Origin of the sequence: Corynebacterium diphtheriae, assembly GCF_001457455.1 — a bacterium.
GTDB classification, from domain to species: domain Bacteria; phylum Actinomycetota; class Actinomycetes; order Mycobacteriales; family Mycobacteriaceae; genus Corynebacterium; species Corynebacterium diphtheriae.
On record NZ_LN831026.1, the window covers coordinates 1,788,537 to 1,805,888 of the forward strand.

Genomic DNA, 17,352 nt, shown 5'->3' on the forward strand with positions numbered 1-17,352 from the left:
CCTACATTACCCGACTTTTCGCCCATCCCCGACCACACACGACCCCCACACCATCGACCCTATCGCCGATGTGCTCTTCATTGCTGCTACCGGTGTCGGCGCAGCGGTCGGACACGTGGATGCAGGGGAAGCCAGCGCCGATTTCTCCGACAACGCAACGCTTATCGACGTCTCCCGCGCACGTTCGTGCAGCACGATTGCAGAACCGCTGATAGGGTAAATAACCATGGGCATGAAAGATCGCGTGCGTAACCGATTCTTACGCAAGGTAGCCGCGTCATTCACCGTAGAATCCGAGACACCTCTCGAACGCGGCCTCAGCAGGCTAAGCTCCCGAATTGGGCTGCACGATCACCACAGCACACCACGCAGCCCACGGCACCAATCCTCCTGCTGTGTTAAACGCACTCAAGACTGCGCACGCACAGTCTTCTACGCCCCCAACATGGACGGCCACGTAGACCCAGGAGAGGTGGTGTGGTTTTGGTCCCCCGAATGCGATGCCGATAATCACCCCAAAGAACGCTCCATTGTTGTCGTCGGACGCCACAACGATCACATCCTCGGACTGATTACTTCTCCCAACGAGGCACATCGCGAAGAGAGTGACTGGCTAGATATCGGCACCGGCCCGTGGAATGACCAAGGGCGCCAAAGCTGGGTCCGGCTGGATAAAATCATCTCCGTTCCTGAATCAGATATTCGACGCTCCGGTGCGGTGATCCCCAATCGCCGCTTTGAAAGAATTGCTCAGCGCCTGCGATCAGACTTCGGCTGGGCCTAAAACTGTGGTAGCATATCCCCTCGTTGTCCACATTCATGTTCTTCTACCCTGAGTGCACAAAGCAACGGCGGTCAGGACCTTGGGTCCGCTTTCATGCTTTATGCAGGTTATAAGCCAGCTTGAGGATGAAGACACAACGAGAAACTAAGAGGTATTTGCCATGGCAAACATCAAGTCCCAGAAGAAGCGCATTCTCACCAACGAGAAGGCTCGTCAGCGTAACCAGGCTATCCGCTCTGCAGTTCGCACCGAGATCCGCAAGTTCCGTGCCGCTGTTGCTGCCGGCGACAAAGCTGCTGCTGAGGCTCAGCTGCGCGTTGCTTCCCGTGCTCTGGACAAGTCCGTGACCAAGGGCGTCTTCCACCGCAACAATGCGGCTAACAAGAAGTCCAACATGGCCCACGCTCTGAACAAGATGGCCTAAGCTATTGCAAAATCCCGCTCTGTTGTCACAGGGCGGGATTTTTTATATCTATGAGCGGGTAGCTGCGATGATAAGCCCGATACCAGCGATGATGAAGAAACAACCGGCAACCAGATCAATCCACGGCCCAGCCTTCAAAAAGGCCCGCCGCAGCGCATTGGTACTAATGACAGTGGCTAACAGTGAGAACATCACAAGGTTGCTCAACACAATCACCACGATCACCGACAGCGCAGTCAGCAAACTCGGGTTCGTGGGAAGAAACGGTGCAATGATCGCCGCAAAATACAACACCACTTTAGGGTTCGAAAGGTTGGTGGCTAGTCCTTGGCGATAACACTGTGCTGGGGTTCCCAGGAGAGCGTCGATAGTCGAGGCAACCGCAACCCCCTCCCCCAGCTGGCGACGCGCCACCCGCACCAATTTCGTACCCATCCATAAAAGCCACGTACCACCCACGAGTTGGATAGCGCTAAGTACCGAGGGGTACGCGGTGAGCACGGCCGTTGCGCCGAAAACCGTCAACGTGACCCACACTAATAATCCAGTGGCTATGCCGGCCACAGTGGCGTACGCATGGCGACGCGACTTGGTGGCAATGCGGGTAACAAGGAAAATATCAGGGCCAGGGGTAAGCATTCCCACCACGTTGAGGCCCACGAGGGTAAGTAATTGGCTAAGCCCCACGTGCGTGAAGCCTTTCGACGAGATCCTCACGGCCAAACATCCGTGCTGTGTCGATAGCGCTTGGTTGCCCGGCGGTGGGGTCTGCACCATGGCGCAGCAAGGAGTCGATTACTTCTGGCTCTTGTTTAAAAATCGCGCCTGCCAGCGGCGACTGACCACGATCATTCAGGGCGTTGACATCAGCCCCGCGGTCAGCAAGCATGTCAACGCATGCATAATGTCCGGAATAAGCCGCGATCATCAGCAAGGAGTTACCGTCTTGGTTGCGCAGATTAGCGTCGACACCATGATCGATGTACTGGGCGAGGGTTTCTGTATCGCCACGACGTGCCATGTCAAACAACTGGGATACGAGTTCTTGCACGTCTTGTGGAATTTCGGATTGATTCACGCCTTCTAGATTAGCCTGCGAGCTCGGAGATCCTGCGGATAGCATCCTCGATTTCGTAGTCGGGGTCACCGCCGAGTTCGCCATCGAGGCCGTGGCCCTTAAGACTGGAATCCACATCCGCCATCAAAATCACCGCTTGGCTCACAGCATTACCCGTCCACATGCGCGCAACTTTGGCGGTTTTTTCAACAACGAAGGGGTGCATGCCCAGCTCTCCTGCGAGTTTGCGGGAGTCAATACGCCCTCGTGTGGAATACAACCGCGCGATAGCGCTAACTTTCATGCTCAGCGCAGCCGCCAAGGCCACTGGAGAAACACCCAACTGTAAAGCCCGGCGCGCGCTGGCGACGGCGCGTTGGGTTTGTCCTGAGCAGGCAAGATCTGCCACGTCGAAACCGGAGACTTCTGCAACGCCCACGTAGTAGTCGCGGACGGTGGCGAGGGTGACGTCGCCATTGTTGTCAGCAACAAGCTGGCCGATGGCCGAGGCGAGTTCGCGGAGGTCGGATCCTACACCTTCGAGCAGGGCGTGGACCACGTCTGGGGTGGGGCGTACTCCGTGGCGTTTGAATTCGTTGGTGACCCAGCCCACGCGGTCTTTGGGTTTGAGTTTGTTGGCTTCGTGGACTTGGCTGATTTTGCTGAGTTTGGGTACTAGTGCTTTTTGCCGTCCGCCGCCGGAGTGCACGATGATGAGGTAGATTCCTGGTGCTGGATCTACGGCAACGTTGAGGACGAGTTCCGCGGGTTCTTTGCCAGCATCTTCCATGTTGGTCAGCACAATGATGCGGTCTTCGCCGAAGAGCGACGGGCTGGTGAGTTGGATGAGTTCGGAGGCGTTGACTTCGCCTGCCCGAAGTGTGGTCACGGGGACGTCGCTGCCAATGGTTTTGTTGATGGCTGCGATGATGCTGTGTCGTGCGCGTTCGGCTAGGAATTCATCGTCGCCAACTACGAGGTGCACTGGTAGAAGTTGCTGACCCATGGTGTCTATCGTGCCATATGCGGTCGGTACTGATTCGATCCGGCACGGTTGCATAGTAGACGGGTGTTCCGTCGGTGGTCATTGTCTCGCGGGTGCGGCGGGAGCGTTGCGTAACGACGAAGACCTCTGCGGTTTTACCTGCTATTTCCTCTTCCTCAGCGACGGTGACAACATTGAGCTCTGTGGTGGGGACGGTGGGCGTGTACTGCCACCAGATTGTGGCGACCATGGCACAACTTATTGTTGCCAGCGTAAGTTTGGGCTTAACGACGAACCCAGTAAGCAACCACATAGCGCCGAGTATGGCCCAAAGAGTAGACAGTCCGCGGGACTCTGGGAAAGGCTGGTCAATGCTGGTCCAGGTGTGGCCGCCGAGCATGGTAGCAACCAATCCGATCCAGTCGGCGCAGGGTTCGATGATGTTGATGAGGAAGCTGGGTACGACAGGAAGCCAACTGGATAAAACTGCTAGTAAGCCAATGAGGGTAATAATCGGTACAACCGGTGCGGCTAAAAGGTTGGCAAGTACGGAGACGGCGGATATTTTTCCAGACATCAGCATGACGATGGGCATGGTGGATATATCAGCGGCGATGGCAATGGCCAATGCTCGCACCACGATGTTGGGGGTCACGTCCACAATGGCGAGGCTGCGGTAAATCGCTGGGTAGAGCGTTATGATTCCTGCGGTAGCAGCCACGGATAATGCGAATCCAAAGTGCGTTGCTAAGGAGCAATCCCACAGCAATAGCCCAATGATCGCAATGCTTAGTGCGTGAATTGTGGGAGTGCGGGTGTACGTGAGCACTGCTACAAGACCGACCATGCCCATGACAGCTGCGCGTAGTACCGAAGGCTCAGTTCCAACGACGGCGACAAAACAGACAAGCGCTAGCATGCTGGCTATTACTCGCTGTCGCGGCCCTAGGCCTACGACCGCCGCGAGTGCGGCTGTCCATGAGGTGACAATGGCGACGTTGCCACCGCTGACTGCAGAAAGGTGCGCAAGACCGGTGGTGGCATAGAGTTCAACATTCTGCACTGATTGCAAAGAGGTATCGCCTAACACCATGGCGGGAATAAGGCCAGTGGCGTGTCCGTCAGTGTGGGCTGCTACAAGCTGTTGGAAGTGCTGCGTGATGTGCGTGCTGATTGCGCTCCACCCCGTGGGCGGGCTGACCACGGTGATGGGACCTTCGGCGCGCAGGAGGGCGTCGCTAAGCCCTATAGATCCACTGTGGGAAACCGTACCAGTGACCATCACGTGATCGCCTGGCTCAACGCTGGGCTGGGTTTTACTGAGCACAGGTACTTCGGCGGGAAAACCGTGCATGTGGGCGCGAAAGATCCAGCCGCTAGCAGTCTGTTTTACAGGAGTAACCACCTCTAATGCGACAGTAGTTCCCCACTGCCACATGTCCACACGAGTGATGTGCATTGTGGTTATTGCCGTAGCACAAGCGCCCATGCATCCAGCAAGAAACCCCTGCGCAGGCTGCCAGATCGCAAGCCCTACTGCTACAACCGCGCAGGCGATCAGCGGCCACCAGATAGTGCGCTGCCACAGGCATAGCCACGTACACCCCCACACCACAAGAGCGCTGGGTACCAGCCGCAGTTCTGTCACAACACAAGGTCCTGCGCTATTGCTTGGTATTTGGCAGGACCTATTCCTTTGACCTTTTGTAATTCTTCGAGGCTGCCAAATCCACCATGGGAATCACGATAAGAAACAATAGCAGCCGCGGTCTTTGCGCCAATTCCATCCAGCTGCTCAAGCTCGGCCACGGTAGCGCTATTGAGGCGAACGCGGCCATCGGCGGCGGGCACTGGTTCGGAAGGACCTCCCACAACGATCTGGGAAGAATCGACAAGCTTTTCTGCCTGATTAAGGCCGAGGATATGTGCTGGGTCTACAGGGCCTGCTGCTTGGAGTGCGTCGGCAACACGGGCACCCGGCGCGAAGGTATACAGACCTGGAGTGTGCACCTCCCCCACGACTGAGACTACGACCTCCGGCGTGCTCGTCTCAGCAGCGGCCACAGGCGCAGGGGCAGGCGCAGGCGGTGCGGGCTGCAGCAGGAAAATTATGGCAATCACGGCAACAATAACGCCGGCGCCGATGACACTGTGTGTACGGCTGAGTTCGAGACGACGTTGCCGCGGGTATTCCACCACCATCAGGTCTTCGGTTCCAGTAGGTGCTGCTAGTTGTCCTAGTCGTTGAAGTACGCGTTTCATACACGCCGACACTAACTACGAGGAGATACGACCTCACGTTGCTCGGGACGCAGTCATGATAAACCTGTGGATAACTGCGTCGGGGGCACCCGCTGCGCGGGGCATCTGTGGATAACTTTTAGGAGGTGGTTGACAAATCTGTGGGAGCAGTATCGGAATAGCTGCTAAAAACCACCGAGATTCCCAGTGCGCCTACACCACAATGAACGCTTAAGGCTTGGTCCATGTCCATAATCATGAAGCTTGAGCCCTTGGGCAGCGCCGCAGTCAACTGAGACTGCAGTGAGTGTGCTGCTTCTAACGCCTGATGATGTTGGATTGCCACGAAGGCAGGTTCGCCAGCGCAGCGATCAGAGATCACGGCTACTAAGCGTGCAAATGCTTTGGACTGCGTGCGAGTTTTCACGGCAAGCTCCACATGGCCCCCGCGCAGCTGCATAATCGGCTTGGTGGCTAGCGCTGCTGACACCACAGCTGTTGCCGTGGTGATCCGGCCAGAACGACGCATCTCTTCCATACGATGCAGATACAACCATGTTTCAGAGCGTCGTAACGTATCGCGCGCCATGTCTGCGCACTCCCGCAGGCTCGCCCCGCCTTGAGCTAGACGCGCGGCAGCCATTGCTGCAGCACCTACACACATTCCCACAGACTGGGTGTCTACTACGTCAACCGTTCCATCGAATACGGCGGCCGCAGTATGTGCAGCGGACCACGTAGACGATAACTCCTTGGAAAGATGCAAGGCCACCACGCCGGCGTCGCCACCACGCTCAAGCTGGCGCGCATAGGCAGCGGTGAGCTCTAACGCAGACAACCCTGCTGTACTGACCTGGTTTTCTGAGGTCACAAGATGTAAATCCACCACCGTGATCCCCAGTTCCTCTGCTATCTCCGCGGGCAATCCCGACGAGGAATCCGTGACAATGCGAACAGCCATAGCGCTAAAGGTTGCTTCCTAACGCCACGCCCATATTCCAGCCTTCGAGGTACCACTGCGCATCAGTCACCGTCTGCGGGGTAAAACGCGCAGAGAGCTGATCGACGTAATCCGCAGCCTCTTTTTCGGCGTTTTCTGAAGCCGCACCGTGGAAGCGTGGCCGCGCGGTCAGCTGCGCCCAGCAGGTGTTCCCCAGCCCAGAGATCAGCGAATACTGCTCTTGGTGCAATCCCAACAAACTAGAGGTCAGTGCACTAATGGTGCCGCCGTGGGCAACAAGCAGCACGCTGCAATCATCCCATTCGTCATAGTCGCGCATGAGCTCGTCGACAACTGCGCGGGCACGCTGCGCAACATGGATACGGGATTCGCCGTTAGGTGGCGCCCAGGTGGCGTCGTGACGCCACAACGCACGCGCACCGGGATAGTGTTCGTCTACCTCTTCATGCGTCTTCGCCTGCCAATCCCCCAGATTGGTTTCGCGTAAGCGCTGGTCAGTAGAGACGTCTACGCCAAGGCGTTGACCTACAACAGTAGCGGTGTCATGGGCGCGGGCGAGATCAGAAGAGACGATCTTGCCGATCGGCAACGTGGCAAGAAAATCCGCCGCCGCTTCTGCTTGCGCCCAACCAGCATCCGACAGCACAGTATCCAAGTGTCCTTGCATACGCTTCGTGGCGTTGTATTCGGTTTGGCCGTGGCGCAGCACAATGAGGCGACGGGACATAATGGATTAAAACTCCTCGTCAGCTGGTTCTTCACCAGCAAGTGGAATCTCATCGAGGGACTCGACGGTACGAACATCCACGTCCTGAGCCCATTCCTCTGGGCGCGCCATGGTGTCGATACCCTCGACCTCGATCAAAGGGCAGTCTTGGTACAGGCGGTCAAGACCGTAGAAGTCACGCTCGGTGTTGCGCTGAACATGGATGACCAGCATGCCGTAGTCGAGCAGAACCCAACGGTTCTCGCGATTGCCTTCGCGACGCTTAGGCTCTTCGCCCTCAGCCGTCAGCATGTCCTCGATCTCCTCCACAATGGAACGCACTTGGCGCTCGTTGTCTGCGGAAGCCAAAACGAAGACCTCGCTAATAGCCATCACGTCAGAGACGTCGATAACCGCGATGTTGGTAGCCAGCTTCTCCGCTGCGGCTTTGGCAGCGATCTCGGCCAAGCGAATGGTGTCGTGCGTAGCAGTCACTAAAGATCCTTTCTTATCGTGGCTATTGTTCCACGTTATCGCGGTCAAAAGCTAACCGTGATGCCGCCGCACCCGCGGGATTACGTTTCTCATCTACTCCGCTTGGGTGATACAGCTGTCGTTTTGCGATGTATTGCACCACTCCATCGGGAACTAGGTACCACACCGGCAGCCCTTCTTTGGCGCGTCGACGACACCCCGTGGACGAAATAGCCATGGCAGGGATCTCGATTAATTTCACGCGATCGTGATACTGCGCAGGCAGCATGTCCTCTTCTAGCACATAACCTGGACGTGTCACGCCTACGAAGGTTGCGATCTCCAACGCCTTTTCCCAGTCCCGCCACGTAAGTATCTGGCCTAGGGCATCAGCACCTGTGATGAAGAACAACTCCGAATCGGGGTAGGCGCAGCGCAGATCTCGCAGGGTATCGATGGTGTAGGTCGCACCTGGGCGATCAATATCTACTCGGCTGACCGTAAAACGCGGATTGGAGGCCGTAGCAATGACCGTCATTAAGTAACGATCCTCCGCCGGAGAAACCTCGCGATCGACTTTTTGCCACGGCTGGCCAGTGGGAACAAAAACCACCAGTTCCAGATCAAACCGTGCCGCAACCTCGCTTGCAGCAACGAGGTGCCCATGGTGAATCGGATCGAAGGTTCCACCCATGATGCCGATGCGGCTGGGTTGGCGTGGCAGTGTCATAACCGTGAAATTCTAGCAGTGCACTACGGACGTGTTTGACCCGTGCCCTGGACAATCCACTTCGTGGTGGTCAGCTCCGGCAACGCCATCGGGCCGCGGGCATGCAGCTTTTGGGTAGAAATTCCGATTTCTGCACCCATACCAAACTGCTCGCCATCGGTAAACGCTGTCGACGCATTAATCATCACCGCTGCCGCATCCACACGATCTGCAAAGCGCTGGGCAGTCACAATGTTGCCGGTCGCGATCGCCTCAGTGTGCTTGGTGCTATAGGTGCGAATATGCTCCATCGCGGCATCCACACCATCAACCAGCGCACACGCAATATCAAGCGATAAGTATTCCTCTGCCCAATCATGTTCCTCAGCAGGAACGATTCCCAACGCCCCCACGGCTTCTAGCTGAGCTACATCGCCGTGCACAGTAACACCAGCGTCTTGCAAGGCGGTGATAATCGCCAACTGATCTGCGGAATCCAACGCGGAATCGATCAGCACTGTTTCCGTTGCATTACACACAGAACAGCGACGCGTCTTACCGTTAAGCAACATGGCGATCGCTTGATCTAAGTCGCTGACATCCCGATCAATATAGAAATGGCAGTTTCCAGTGCCCGTTTCAATGGTGGGAACCGTCGCATTGGTCATCACGGCTTCGATCAGGCCGGCACCGCCGCGCGGGATGAGGACGTCGACAAGCCCGCGTGCCGTAATCAAATCCTGGACACTTTCATGTGTCTCACAAGGCAGCAACTGAACCACTTCACGCGGTAATCCATGGCTTTCAAGCACACGATGCACAACCGCAACCAACGCCGCATTCGAATGCTGCGCCGACTTCGAACCACGCAGCAACGCCACGTTGCCGGACTTCAACGCTAAGCCGAAAGCGTCGATCGTCACGTTAGGGCGGGCCTCATAGACCATGCCCATCACGCCAAGCGGGACACGGACCTTACGCATCTGCATACCATTGGGCATGACGCTGCCGCCTACAACCTCCCCCACGGGATCACTCAGCGCTGCCACCTGACGCAAACCGCTAGCAATACCTGCAATGCGGGCGCTATCAAGGCTCAAACGGTCGATCAAGGCCTCGCTCAGCCCACGCGCGCGCCCTTGGTCAATATCACGCTGGTTCGCGGCAATAATCTCAGCGCTCGCTTCTTCCAACGCCGAGGCAGTGGCAAGAAGCACCGCATTTTTATCAGCGCTGGTCAATTGGGCAACAATCGGCGCTACACGATGAGCGGCACGTGCACATACCATGACCTGCTCGCGTTCTTGGGACCGTACATCGGCGTTATTCATAAGCATTTACCGTACCTAAAGCTTTACGCGCGTGACGCGTAATCGGAAAGATAATCAGCATGGACCACGGGACGTTGCAGACCCTCGGGCAGCTGCGCGGTTTGTTTGCCCAGCATGGTGGTGAGCACTGCGGAATCATAGGCCACCTCACCTCGACCAATGATCTCACCTTCTGGGCCTAGGATCTCCACGATCTCACCAGCGTGGAAATCGCCAATGACCTCGGTAATTCCCACGGCCAGCAGGGAGTTTCCGCCGGCGGTGACTGCGGCGACCGCGCCGGCGTCGATACGCAATGCACCGCCAGTATCTGCAGCGTACAGCGCCCAAAACTTCCACGCCGATAGGCGATCATCCTTGGGGTAAAACACCGTACCCACCTCAGCATCGCCCAGCGCCTCGGCCACATAATCAGCGGAGGTCAACAAAACGGGCACGCCGCTTCGCGACGCCAACCGCGCAGCCGACACCTTCGACGCCATGCCACCGGTCCCCACGGCCCCACCATCGCCTGCGATCACACCTTTCAGGTCGTTGCCGTCTCTGACTTCAGACACAAATCGTGCCGAAGGATCCGCAGGGTTTTTGTCATACAACCCATCTACGTCCGAGAGCAGCACCAATGCGTCCGCGGACACTAGGTGCGACACAATCGCGGCAAGGCGGTCGTTGTCTCCAAAGTGCATCTCAGAGGTTGCAACCGTGTCATTCTCATTAATAACCGGCACTGCGTGTAGCAACCGCAAGCGATCAATAGTGCGCTGCGCATTACGCGCACGATCCCGCTGGCCTGCGTCGGAGGCCGTTAACAGCACTTGGCCAATCGTGCGGTTATAACGGGCAAAACTATTACCCCACGCATTAGCCAAATGCACCTGCCCCACCGAGGCAGCAGCTTGCTTTGTTGCCAAATCCTTCGGCCGCGAAGTCAACCCCAATGGAGCCATACCAGCAGCCACAGCACCAGAAGATACAACAATCACGTCGGAACCGCGCCGCATACGATCTTCTAGAGCCTCCACAATGCGGTCGATACGACCCGGAGAAACCTCAAAATTTTCGCCGGTCAGTGAACTAGAACCAATCTTGACCACAATCCGCTTAGCGTTTCTAATCACGTCACGCAGATCGGCGCTACTGTGCTGGGCATTCATACCTTGCCATGGTAGAGGCTTTAAGGCCCCAGCAACAATGTTCCTAGCCCAAAGACCAAGGGGATCCACACCCAAAAGAGCACGAGCCCCACGATCCACATACGACGCGTGCGTGCGCGGTAGGCACAAGCGGCGCCACTACCCCACCCCAATAATGGCACCAGCCAAATAAAAGCAGCGCGGACAGAAGTAGGTAACCAACCTTCAGAGACAGCTCCGAGGAGGAAAACTGCTACGGCCGCACCGTACAACGTCCACGCTGCTTTAATCATCTGCTAGCCTTGCCAGCGATCGCGGTTTGCGGATTCGCGGGTGACCTTCTGGTCATCACCGAAATCGTATTCGTCGATAAGACCACGGCGAACCTGAGACGCGCGCTTACGCTCTTGTGCCGAGACACGCGTATTGCGCTCGAGGCGCATATCTGTACCACGTCCAGACATCTGGACTTCCACGCCCGCTGCAGTGGTGGGCTCCCATTCGAAAGACACCTCGCCAATGGTCACGGTGCAGCCTGCACGCGCCCCTTTCTTCCACAGCGCATCCTCCACACCCATGCGTGCGAGGCGGTCCGCTAGGTAGCCCACGGCTTCGTCGTTTTCAAAATCGGTTTGGATGATCCAGCGCTCCGGTTTCTCACCAACAACGAGGTAGCCGTTTTCGACCTGTGGATCCTCCAGGATCTCAAAGTCTTTGTTCTTCTTGCGGGCATCCACAGCCTGCGGGCGGACCACGATACGCTCTTCCACTTTTTGCTTCGGGCGCTTCTTGCGAGATTGCTGCACCAAATCCAGCATCGCGTATTTCAGTGGATCAAGGCCTTTGCGGGCAACCGCAGAGATAATAAAGACCGGCCAGCCAAACTTCTCCTCAATGTCTTCTTTGAGGAACTCTGCAAGCTCAAGGGCATCGGGAATATCAGCCTTATTCAAAATAACGATACGGGCGCGTTCACGCAGATCACCTAGGCTGGTGTCTTCATCCAACGCCGATTGATACGCTGCGAGTTCTTCCTCGAGCGCCTCAATATCGGAGATCGGATCACGACCAGGCTCAAGAGTTGCAGCGTCTACCACATGCGCCAGCACGGCCGTGCGCTCAATGTGGCGCAAGAAGTCCAAGCCAAGCCCCTTACCCTGAGAAGCACCAGGAATAAGACCAGGAACATCGGCAATGGTGAAGGCATCATTGCCCATGTCCACCACGCCGAGATTAGGCTGCAGGGTAGTAAATGGGTAATCGCCGATCTTTGGTTTTGCAGCAGACATCACAGAGATCAGCGAGGACTTACCTGCACTAGGGAATCCCACCAAACCGATGTCTGCCATGGACTTCAGCTCGAGGATCACGTCGTGTTGTTCGCCGGGTTCACCTTTGAGAGCAAAGCCTGGTGCCTTACGCGCAGCGGAGGCCAGTGCTGCATTGCCCAATCCACCAAAGCCGCCCTTGGCTGCGATGAAGGTCATGCCAGGGGATGTGAGATCGGCAAGCGTCTCACCTGATTCGCTCATGACGACGGTGCCAGCGGGGACCTCCAATACGAGGTCTTGGCCGCGAGCACCGTTGCGGTGGTCGCCGGCACCGTTAGCACCGCGCTGGGCTTTCAGGTGTGGGCGGTAATGCAGATCGAGGAGGGTATGTGCTTGTGGGGAGACGGTGAGGATAATATCGCCGCCGTGTCCGCCATTGCCACCATCTGGGCCGCCGAGGGGCTTGAACTTCTCGCGGTGCACAGAAGCACAGCCGTTGCCGCCGTCGCCTGCTTCAAGGTGTAGGACCACGCGGTCTACGAAACGTGCCATTAGTGTTTGTTGCCTTCCTTTATTGCTCCCCCGAGGAGCATTACTCACCCATGTGTGAGTCATAGCTTAGTAAAAAATGCTGAGTAAAAACACAAACACCCAGCCAGCTTCTGACAAATCAGAAATGCTGCCCGGGTGCTGTAAAGAGAATGATGTAAGACTTAGGCGTCTACAGTCTCGTTCTCAACAATGTTGACCAGACGACGGTTGCGCTTGGTGATGAACTCAACAGCGCCTGCCTTCAGTGCGAACAGAGTGTCGTCGCCACCGCGTCCGACGTTCTCACCTGGGTGGAACTTGGTGCCACGCTGACGAACGAGGATCTCGCCGGCGTTGACCTGCTGGCCACCGAATCGCTTAACACCAAGGCGCTTTGCCTCAGAGTCACGACCGTTGCTGGAGCTTGATGCACCCTTCTTGTGTGCCATGTGGTTTTCCCTCCTTCAGGAAATATGAAGCCGGTGAGGCTTACTTGATGCCGGTGATCTTGAGAACCGTCAACTGCTGGCGGTGTCCCTGACGCTTCTTGTAACCGGTCTTGTTCTTGTACTTCAGAATCTTGATCTTAGGGCCCTTAACGGCCTCTACGATCTCAGCGGTGACGCTCACCTTAGCGAGGTCAGCTGCCTTGGTGGTTACATCTGCGCCATCGACGAGCAGAATCGGGGTGAGAGCCACGGACGAACCCGGCTCACCCTCGATCTTCTCGACCTTGACGAAGTCACCTTCGGCAACCTTGTACTGCTTGCCGCCGGTCTTGACGATCGCGTACATACGAGGGCTACCCCTTATCTATACTCGGCTCAGTTTGTAAGCATTGTGCCCACAAGACTGAATTGGACTTACGTTTTTACATTTGCGTTTTAAGCATCAAACACATACGGCTATCTGGCCTAAAACAGCGACTGTCAAAGACTACCCTTTAACACACGCAAAAGACAAACTGAGTTAACGGCGCGGTGCGCGTCGTGAAGCACGACGGCGTCCCCGACCACCCTGAGATGATGCAGAAACCTCATGCTTGTCTTCCACTACCGGCTCCGTTTGCACTGGCTGAGCAGACATTTTCTTACGCACAGCGCGACGGCGACCACGGGAGGATTCAACAGTTTCCGTTGGCGCTACCACCTCGGGGGTAGCCTCCACTACCGTGCGTCGCACAGCTCGACGACGACCACGCGAGCTTACTTTCTCCACGACAACCTCAGGTTCTGGCTTTTCAAAATCTGCCTTGCGCGGCGGCACATCGGAGACGGAATTGCCACGGGTCTTACGCTTACGGCGTGGAGAACGCTCAAACTCTTCCACTGCCTCGGCATAAGTCTGTGGCTTTTCTTCTAGCGGCAAATAGTCCGATCCGGAAGGCTCGTCAGGATCCTCCTCATAAGCACGATCCAGCGCAGCGCTAACGATGTTCATCACGTCGTCGTCGGCAGGAGCTGGTGCCACTTCAGGCTCTGGCTGTGGATCGTCCTCAATTACCACTGCGGCGACGAGGTCTTCGATACTGACCTTCTTCTTTTCCTCGTGCATGGCAACGGCCGCCGGATGCTCGGATGGGGTGTGGTTCTTGTTCTTCTTGCGTTCATTGCGAGCACGATGAGACTTTTCCATTGCCACATCGGCATCGCGCTGCTCGACGGGATCGTCGTGGATGATTACACCACGGCCTTCACAGTGTGGGCATTCGGTAGCAAACGTTTCAAGCAACCCAGTGCCCAAGCGTTTGCGGGTCATCTGGACGAGGCCTAACGACGTCACCTCGGATACTTGGTGGCGCGTCCGGTCGCGTCCTAGCGCTTCGGTGAGGCGACGCAGCACCAAGTCCTGATTTTCCGGCAAAACCATGTCAATGAAATCAACCACGATCATGCCGCCGAGGTCGCGCAGACGCATCTGGCGAACGATCTCTTCTGCGGCCTCCAGGTTGTTCTTGGTCACGGTCTCTTCGAGGTTTCCGCCCGCACCGGTGAACTTGCCTGTGTTCACGTCGATCACCGTCATGGCTTCGGTGCGGTCGATCACCAAGGTGCCACCAGATGGCAGCCAAACCTTTCGTGACAGTGCCTTTTTAATCTGCTCGTTGACGCGGTGCACCTCGAAGGCGTCACGTCCCTCATGCTCGCTGCGGTCAAAACGCACCAAGCGATCCAACAAGTCTGGGGCAACCGACTGCACATACGCGTGAACCGTGTTCCATGCACGATCACCATCGATAACCAAGGAGGTGAAATCTTCATTGAAGAGATCACGCACCACTTTGACGAGCATGTTGGGCTCTTCATACATGGTCACCGGCTTGGCACCCTTGGAAGCTTTTTCTTCCTCGGTGCGCTGCTGGATCTTATCCCAGAGCTTGTGCAAGCGTTTGACGTCTGCACCGATCGCCTCTGCAGAAACGTTTTCGGCGGCAGTTCGGATGATGGCACCGCCGTCGTGAGGCACGACCTCCTTGAGGATTTCCTTCAAACGCTTACGCTCAGGAGCTGGAAGCTTGCGGGAAATCCCTGCAGTGCGTCCACCAGGAACGTACACCAAGTAGCGTCCCGCGAAAGAAATCTGCGTAGTAAGGCGAGCACCCTTGTGTCCAATAGGATCTTTAGCAACTTGGACGAGCACCTGGTCACCGGATTTCAGGGCTTGCTCGATACGACGGCCTCGCCCACCAAGGCCTGCGGCACGCCAGTCCACCTCGCCCGCGTAAAGCACACCGTTGCGACCCTTTCCGATGTCGATGAAGGCAGCTTCCATGCTGGGCAGGACGTTTTGCACGCGACCAAGATAGATGTTGCCGATCATCGAGGCCTGGGCCTCACTGGTAACAAAGTGCTCAACGAGCATTCCATCTTCAAGCACACCAACTTGGGTCACCATGCCATGGTGGTCTACACGATCGCGCTCACGTACCACCATCGTGCGCGTGACAGATTCGCGACGTGCTAGGAACTCGGCCTCAGAAACGATGTGGCGCTTCTTTTTCGACTCTTCACGCAGCTCCGCGCGGCGACGACGCTGTGCTTCCAAACGAGTGGAGCCTTTAATACCTACTGGCTCGGTGATTTCTTCGGATTCGTGCTCGTCAGCATCTTCTGTTTCAACAATCTCAGCTGAGTCATCTGCACCCTTGCCACGACCAGCGCCACGACGACCGCGACGACGACGCTTAGCGTGAGTGGAGTCGTCGTCAGTGTCGTCTTCCCCATCCTCGTCGTCTTCTACTTCTTCGAGCTCTTTATCAACGACCGTGGGCGCGATAAACAGCGGAACGCTATAGGACACGCTCGCCGGCGCAGGTGCAGATTCCGGCTCAACGTCCTCGAGCGGCTCCGCTTCTTTTTCGAACTCGATAACCTCGTGGAGGTCCTCTACCTCCACCGAACGCTGACTTAGTTCGCGCTCAACCTGCCGCTTAATCTGCTCGACCTCGTTATCCACGTTCTTTTCCACGCGGTAGCGCAGCTTCTCTTCCTCAGAATCCACTACACGATGCTCGTTCGCCGCCGCTTCTTCCAAGTCGCGGTTGACCTTGGCTTCGATCTGCGCAATCTCATTTTCCACGTTCTTTTCCACGCGGTGGCGCAACTTCTCATCTACTTCCGGTTGCGCTGGAACGAAAGAGTCGAGCAGCTGATTAGCTTCTTGGTTACTCAACGTCGACTGCGCTACTTTTTTCAGTCCCATGGTTGCCAACTGCGCGATGAGCTCTTTAGATGCAACACCTAGCTGCTTGGCCAGAATGTGCACACGGATTTTTTCGCCGATAATCGAGCGATCCAATGCAGCTATCGCTTGGCCAATCGGCGAAGATACAGCTTGGTTTTTGGTTGTTTTCTTGGACTTTTCAGCCACAGAACTTTTCTCCTGATACTTCTCGCCCACAGCCGTTGATGATCCGGGCGCTGATGCTCTCTTTCAGAGGCACCGCCGCCGCACAGACAGCTCGAACAGCTCGTGGTTTTTTGATGTTTAGTTGTAAAAATCTTGGCGTTTATCACAGCGAGCTCGTCTCGCTGATGTCTTACCAATTATCCATTGTGACACATCGGTGACGAAAAGTTCAGGCATGCTTGCTCACAAAGCAAAGAGGGAGCATGCACGGGGTGTGCACGCTCCCTCAAAGTAAGTGTTTTTTACAGGTTAGGGAACCAGATGGAGATCTCGCGCTCGGCGGACTCTGGGGAGTCGGAACCGTGAACCACGTTGGTGGACACCTCAAGAGCGAAGTCGCCGCGGATGGTACCTGGGGTTGCCTTAGCAACTGGGTCGGTGCCACCAGCAAGTTGGCGCCATGCCTCGATAGCGCGTGGGCCCTCAACAACGCCAGCGATCAGTGGTGCGGAGGTGATGAAGTTCACCAGCTCACCGAAGAATGGCTTGTCAGCGTGCTCTGCATAGTGCTTCTCAGCAGTCTCGTGGTCTGCAACGCGCAGGTCAAGAGCGGAGAATTTCAGGCCTTTGCGCTCGATGCGGGCGATGATTTCACCGATGAGGCCGCGCTCAACGCCGTCTGGCTTGATCAGAATCAGGGTACGTTCAGTCATGGTTGGATAGTGTAGCCAACGCAACGGCGGCGTTCACAATCACACTTCTTGCCCCAGTAGAACGCCTAGCACGCCCGCATTTCGGTGCGATTGCAGCCGTCGATAATGCCAACTCCTAGGATTTACCGTCCTAGGTTCATTCCAGCTGCACGGTAAGGACTATTCCGTGTTCGTACAGCCGGT

The 17,352-nt window shown here is 56.5% G+C and carries 20 protein-coding genes; 3 read left to right on the forward strand and 17 right to left on the reverse strand.

The window, feature by feature from the left end:
• Positions 1-70: 70 nt before the first annotated feature.
• From AT687_RS12655 to rpsT, 3 genes are all read left to right on the forward strand, one after another.
• The gene (locus tag AT687_RS12655) at positions 71-220 is read left to right on the forward strand and encodes a hypothetical protein (protein ID WP_014311469.1); all 150 of its coding nucleotides are present in this window, start codon (positions 71-73) and stop codon (positions 218-220) included.
• A gap of 6 nt (positions 221-226) precedes the next feature.
• Positions 227-784 carry a type II toxin-antitoxin system PemK/MazF family toxin gene (locus tag AT687_RS08560; protein ID WP_010935319.1) on the forward strand — a complete coding sequence of 186 codons (558 nt, stop codon included), beginning with the start codon at positions 227-229 and terminating at the stop codon, positions 782-784.
• Positions 785-944: 160 nt separating this feature from the next.
• A complete protein-coding gene (gene rpsT / locus AT687_RS08565; RefSeq protein ID WP_003852425.1) occupies positions 945-1,208 on the forward strand; it encodes a 30S ribosomal protein S20 in 264 nt (87 codons plus the stop codon).
• Between the two features lie 48 nt (positions 1,209-1,256).
• On the opposite strand, the gene AT687_RS08570 is transcribed toward rpsT, so the two are convergent.
• The 17 genes from AT687_RS08570 to ndk all read right to left on the reverse strand — a co-directional run bounded on the left by AT687_RS08570 (position 1,257) and on the right by ndk (position 17,169).
• Positions 1,257-1,895 (reverse strand): LysE family translocator, encoded by a 639-nt coding sequence (locus tag AT687_RS08570; protein WP_003852427.1) that lies wholly within the window; start codon positions 1,893-1,895, stop codon positions 1,257-1,259.
• The gene (locus tag AT687_RS08575) at positions 1,885-2,286 is read right to left on the reverse strand and encodes an ankyrin repeat domain-containing protein (protein ID WP_021335147.1); all 402 of its coding nucleotides are present in this window, start codon (positions 2,284-2,286) and stop codon (positions 1,885-1,887) included. The genes AT687_RS08570 and AT687_RS08575 overlap by 11 nt, the downstream gene beginning before the upstream one ends.
• A gap of 10 nt (positions 2,287-2,296) precedes the next feature.
• Entirely contained in the window at positions 2,297-3,271 is a 975-nt protein-coding gene (holA, locus tag AT687_RS08580; protein WP_010935321.1) for a DNA polymerase III subunit delta, read from the reverse strand.
• A complete protein-coding gene (locus AT687_RS08585) occupies positions 3,225-4,898 on the reverse strand; it encodes a ComEC/Rec2 family competence protein (protein WP_014319251.1) in 1,674 nt (557 codons plus the stop codon). The genes holA and AT687_RS08585 overlap by 47 nt, the downstream gene beginning before the upstream one ends.
• Positions 4,895-5,512 (reverse strand): ComEA family DNA-binding protein, encoded by a 618-nt coding sequence (locus AT687_RS08590; protein WP_014319252.1) that lies wholly within the window; start codon positions 5,510-5,512, stop codon positions 4,895-4,897. Before AT687_RS08590 ends, AT687_RS08585 begins: the two co-directional genes overlap by 4 nt.
• A gap of 118 nt (positions 5,513-5,630) precedes the next feature.
• Positions 5,631-6,452 carry a DegV family protein gene (locus tag AT687_RS08595; protein WP_014319253.1) on the reverse strand — a complete coding sequence of 274 codons (822 nt, stop codon included), beginning with the start codon at positions 6,450-6,452 and terminating at the stop codon, positions 5,631-5,633.
• A gap of 4 nt (positions 6,453-6,456) precedes the next feature.
• A complete protein-coding gene (locus AT687_RS08600; RefSeq protein WP_010935325.1) occupies positions 6,457-7,179 on the reverse strand; it encodes a histidine phosphatase family protein in 723 nt (240 codons plus the stop codon).
• 6 nt (positions 7,180-7,185) lie between these two features.
• Positions 7,186-7,653 carry a ribosome silencing factor gene (rsfS, locus tag AT687_RS08605; protein ID WP_003852440.1) on the reverse strand — a complete coding sequence of 156 codons (468 nt, stop codon included), beginning with the start codon at positions 7,651-7,653 and terminating at the stop codon, positions 7,186-7,188.
• A 22-nt stretch (positions 7,654-7,675) separates the two neighbouring features.
• Positions 7,676-8,362 carry a nicotinate-nucleotide adenylyltransferase gene (gene nadD / locus AT687_RS08610; RefSeq protein WP_014319254.1) on the reverse strand — a complete coding sequence of 229 codons (687 nt, stop codon included), beginning with the start codon at positions 8,360-8,362 and terminating at the stop codon, positions 7,676-7,678.
• A gap of 23 nt (positions 8,363-8,385) precedes the next feature.
• A complete protein-coding gene (locus AT687_RS08615; RefSeq protein WP_014319255.1) occupies positions 8,386-9,678 on the reverse strand; it encodes a glutamate-5-semialdehyde dehydrogenase in 1,293 nt (430 codons plus the stop codon).
• A gap of 17 nt (positions 9,679-9,695) precedes the next feature.
• A complete protein-coding gene (proB, locus tag AT687_RS08620; protein ID WP_014316980.1) occupies positions 9,696-10,826 on the reverse strand; it encodes a glutamate 5-kinase in 1,131 nt (376 codons plus the stop codon).
• A gap of 20 nt (positions 10,827-10,846) precedes the next feature.
• Positions 10,847-11,098, reverse strand: coding sequence for a hypothetical protein (locus tag AT687_RS08625; protein ID WP_010935328.1), 252 nt, complete (start codon positions 11,096-11,098; stop codon positions 10,847-10,849).
• Positions 11,099-11,101: 3 nt separating this feature from the next.
• Positions 11,102-12,628 (reverse strand): GTPase ObgE, encoded by a 1,527-nt coding sequence (gene obgE / locus AT687_RS08630; protein WP_014302226.1) that lies wholly within the window; start codon positions 12,626-12,628, stop codon positions 11,102-11,104.
• A 161-nt stretch (positions 12,629-12,789) separates the two neighbouring features.
• Positions 12,790-13,056: a 50S ribosomal protein L27 gene (gene rpmA, locus AT687_RS08635; protein ID WP_003852453.1), complete on the reverse strand. Its 267-nt coding sequence runs from the start codon at positions 13,054-13,056 to the stop codon at positions 12,790-12,792.
• A gap of 40 nt (positions 13,057-13,096) precedes the next feature.
• Positions 13,097-13,402, reverse strand: a complete 306-nt coding sequence (gene rplU, locus AT687_RS08640) for a 50S ribosomal protein L21 (RefSeq protein ID WP_003852455.1) — start codon at positions 13,400-13,402, stop codon at positions 13,097-13,099.
• Positions 13,403-13,576: 174 nt separating this feature from the next.
• Positions 13,577-16,477 carry a translation initiation factor IF-2 N-terminal domain-containing protein gene (locus AT687_RS08645; protein ID WP_014319256.1) on the reverse strand — a complete coding sequence of 967 codons (2,901 nt, stop codon included), beginning with the start codon at positions 16,475-16,477 and terminating at the stop codon, positions 13,577-13,579.
• Positions 16,478-16,758: 281 nt separating this feature from the next.
• Positions 16,759-17,169, reverse strand: a complete 411-nt coding sequence (gene ndk, locus AT687_RS08650) for a nucleoside-diphosphate kinase (protein ID WP_014319257.1) — start codon at positions 17,167-17,169, stop codon at positions 16,759-16,761.
• Positions 17,170-17,352: the final 183 nt, after the last annotated feature.

Coding starts and splice junctions, on each gene's coding strand:
- AT687_RS08625 (WP_010935328.1), bottom strand. CDS start 11,098: ATGATTAAAGCAGCGTGGACGTTGTACGGTGCGGCCGTAGCAGTTTTC.
- ndk (WP_014319257.1), bottom strand. CDS start 17,169: ATGACTGAACGTACCCTGATTCTGATCAAGCCAGACGGCGTTGAGCGC.
- AT687_RS08615 (WP_014319255.1), bottom strand. CDS start 9,678: ATGCTTATGAATAACGCCGATGTACGGTCCCAAGAACGCGAGCAGGTC.
- rplU (WP_003852455.1), bottom strand. CDS start 13,402: ATGTACGCGATCGTCAAGACCGGCGGCAAGCAGTACAAGGTTGCCGAA.
- obgE (WP_014302226.1), bottom strand. CDS start 12,628: ATGGCACGTTTCGTAGACCGCGTGGTCCTACACCTTGAAGCAGGCGAC.
- proB (WP_014316980.1), bottom strand. CDS start 10,826: ATGAATGCCCAGCACAGTAGCGCCGATCTGCGTGACGTGATTAGAAAC.
- rpsT (WP_003852425.1), top strand. CDS start 945: ATGGCAAACATCAAGTCCCAGAAGAAGCGCATTCTCACCAACGAGAAG.
- nadD (WP_014319254.1), bottom strand. CDS start 8,362: ATGACACTGCCACGCCAACCCAGCCGCATCGGCATCATGGGTGGAACC.
- AT687_RS08590 (WP_014319252.1), bottom strand. CDS start 5,512: ATGAAACGCGTACTTCAACGACTAGGACAACTAGCAGCACCTACTGGA.
- holA (WP_010935321.1), bottom strand. CDS start 3,271: ATGGGTCAGCAACTTCTACCAGTGCACCTCGTAGTTGGCGACGATGAA.
- AT687_RS08600 (WP_010935325.1), bottom strand. CDS start 7,179: ATGTCCCGTCGCCTCATTGTGCTGCGCCACGGCCAAACCGAATACAAC.
- AT687_RS08560 (WP_010935319.1), top strand. CDS start 227: ATGGGCATGAAAGATCGCGTGCGTAACCGATTCTTACGCAAGGTAGCC.
- AT687_RS08595 (WP_014319253.1), bottom strand. CDS start 6,452: ATGGCTGTTCGCATTGTCACGGATTCCTCGTCGGGATTGCCCGCGGAG.
- rpmA (WP_003852453.1), bottom strand. CDS start 13,056: ATGGCACACAAGAAGGGTGCATCAAGCTCCAGCAACGGTCGTGACTCT.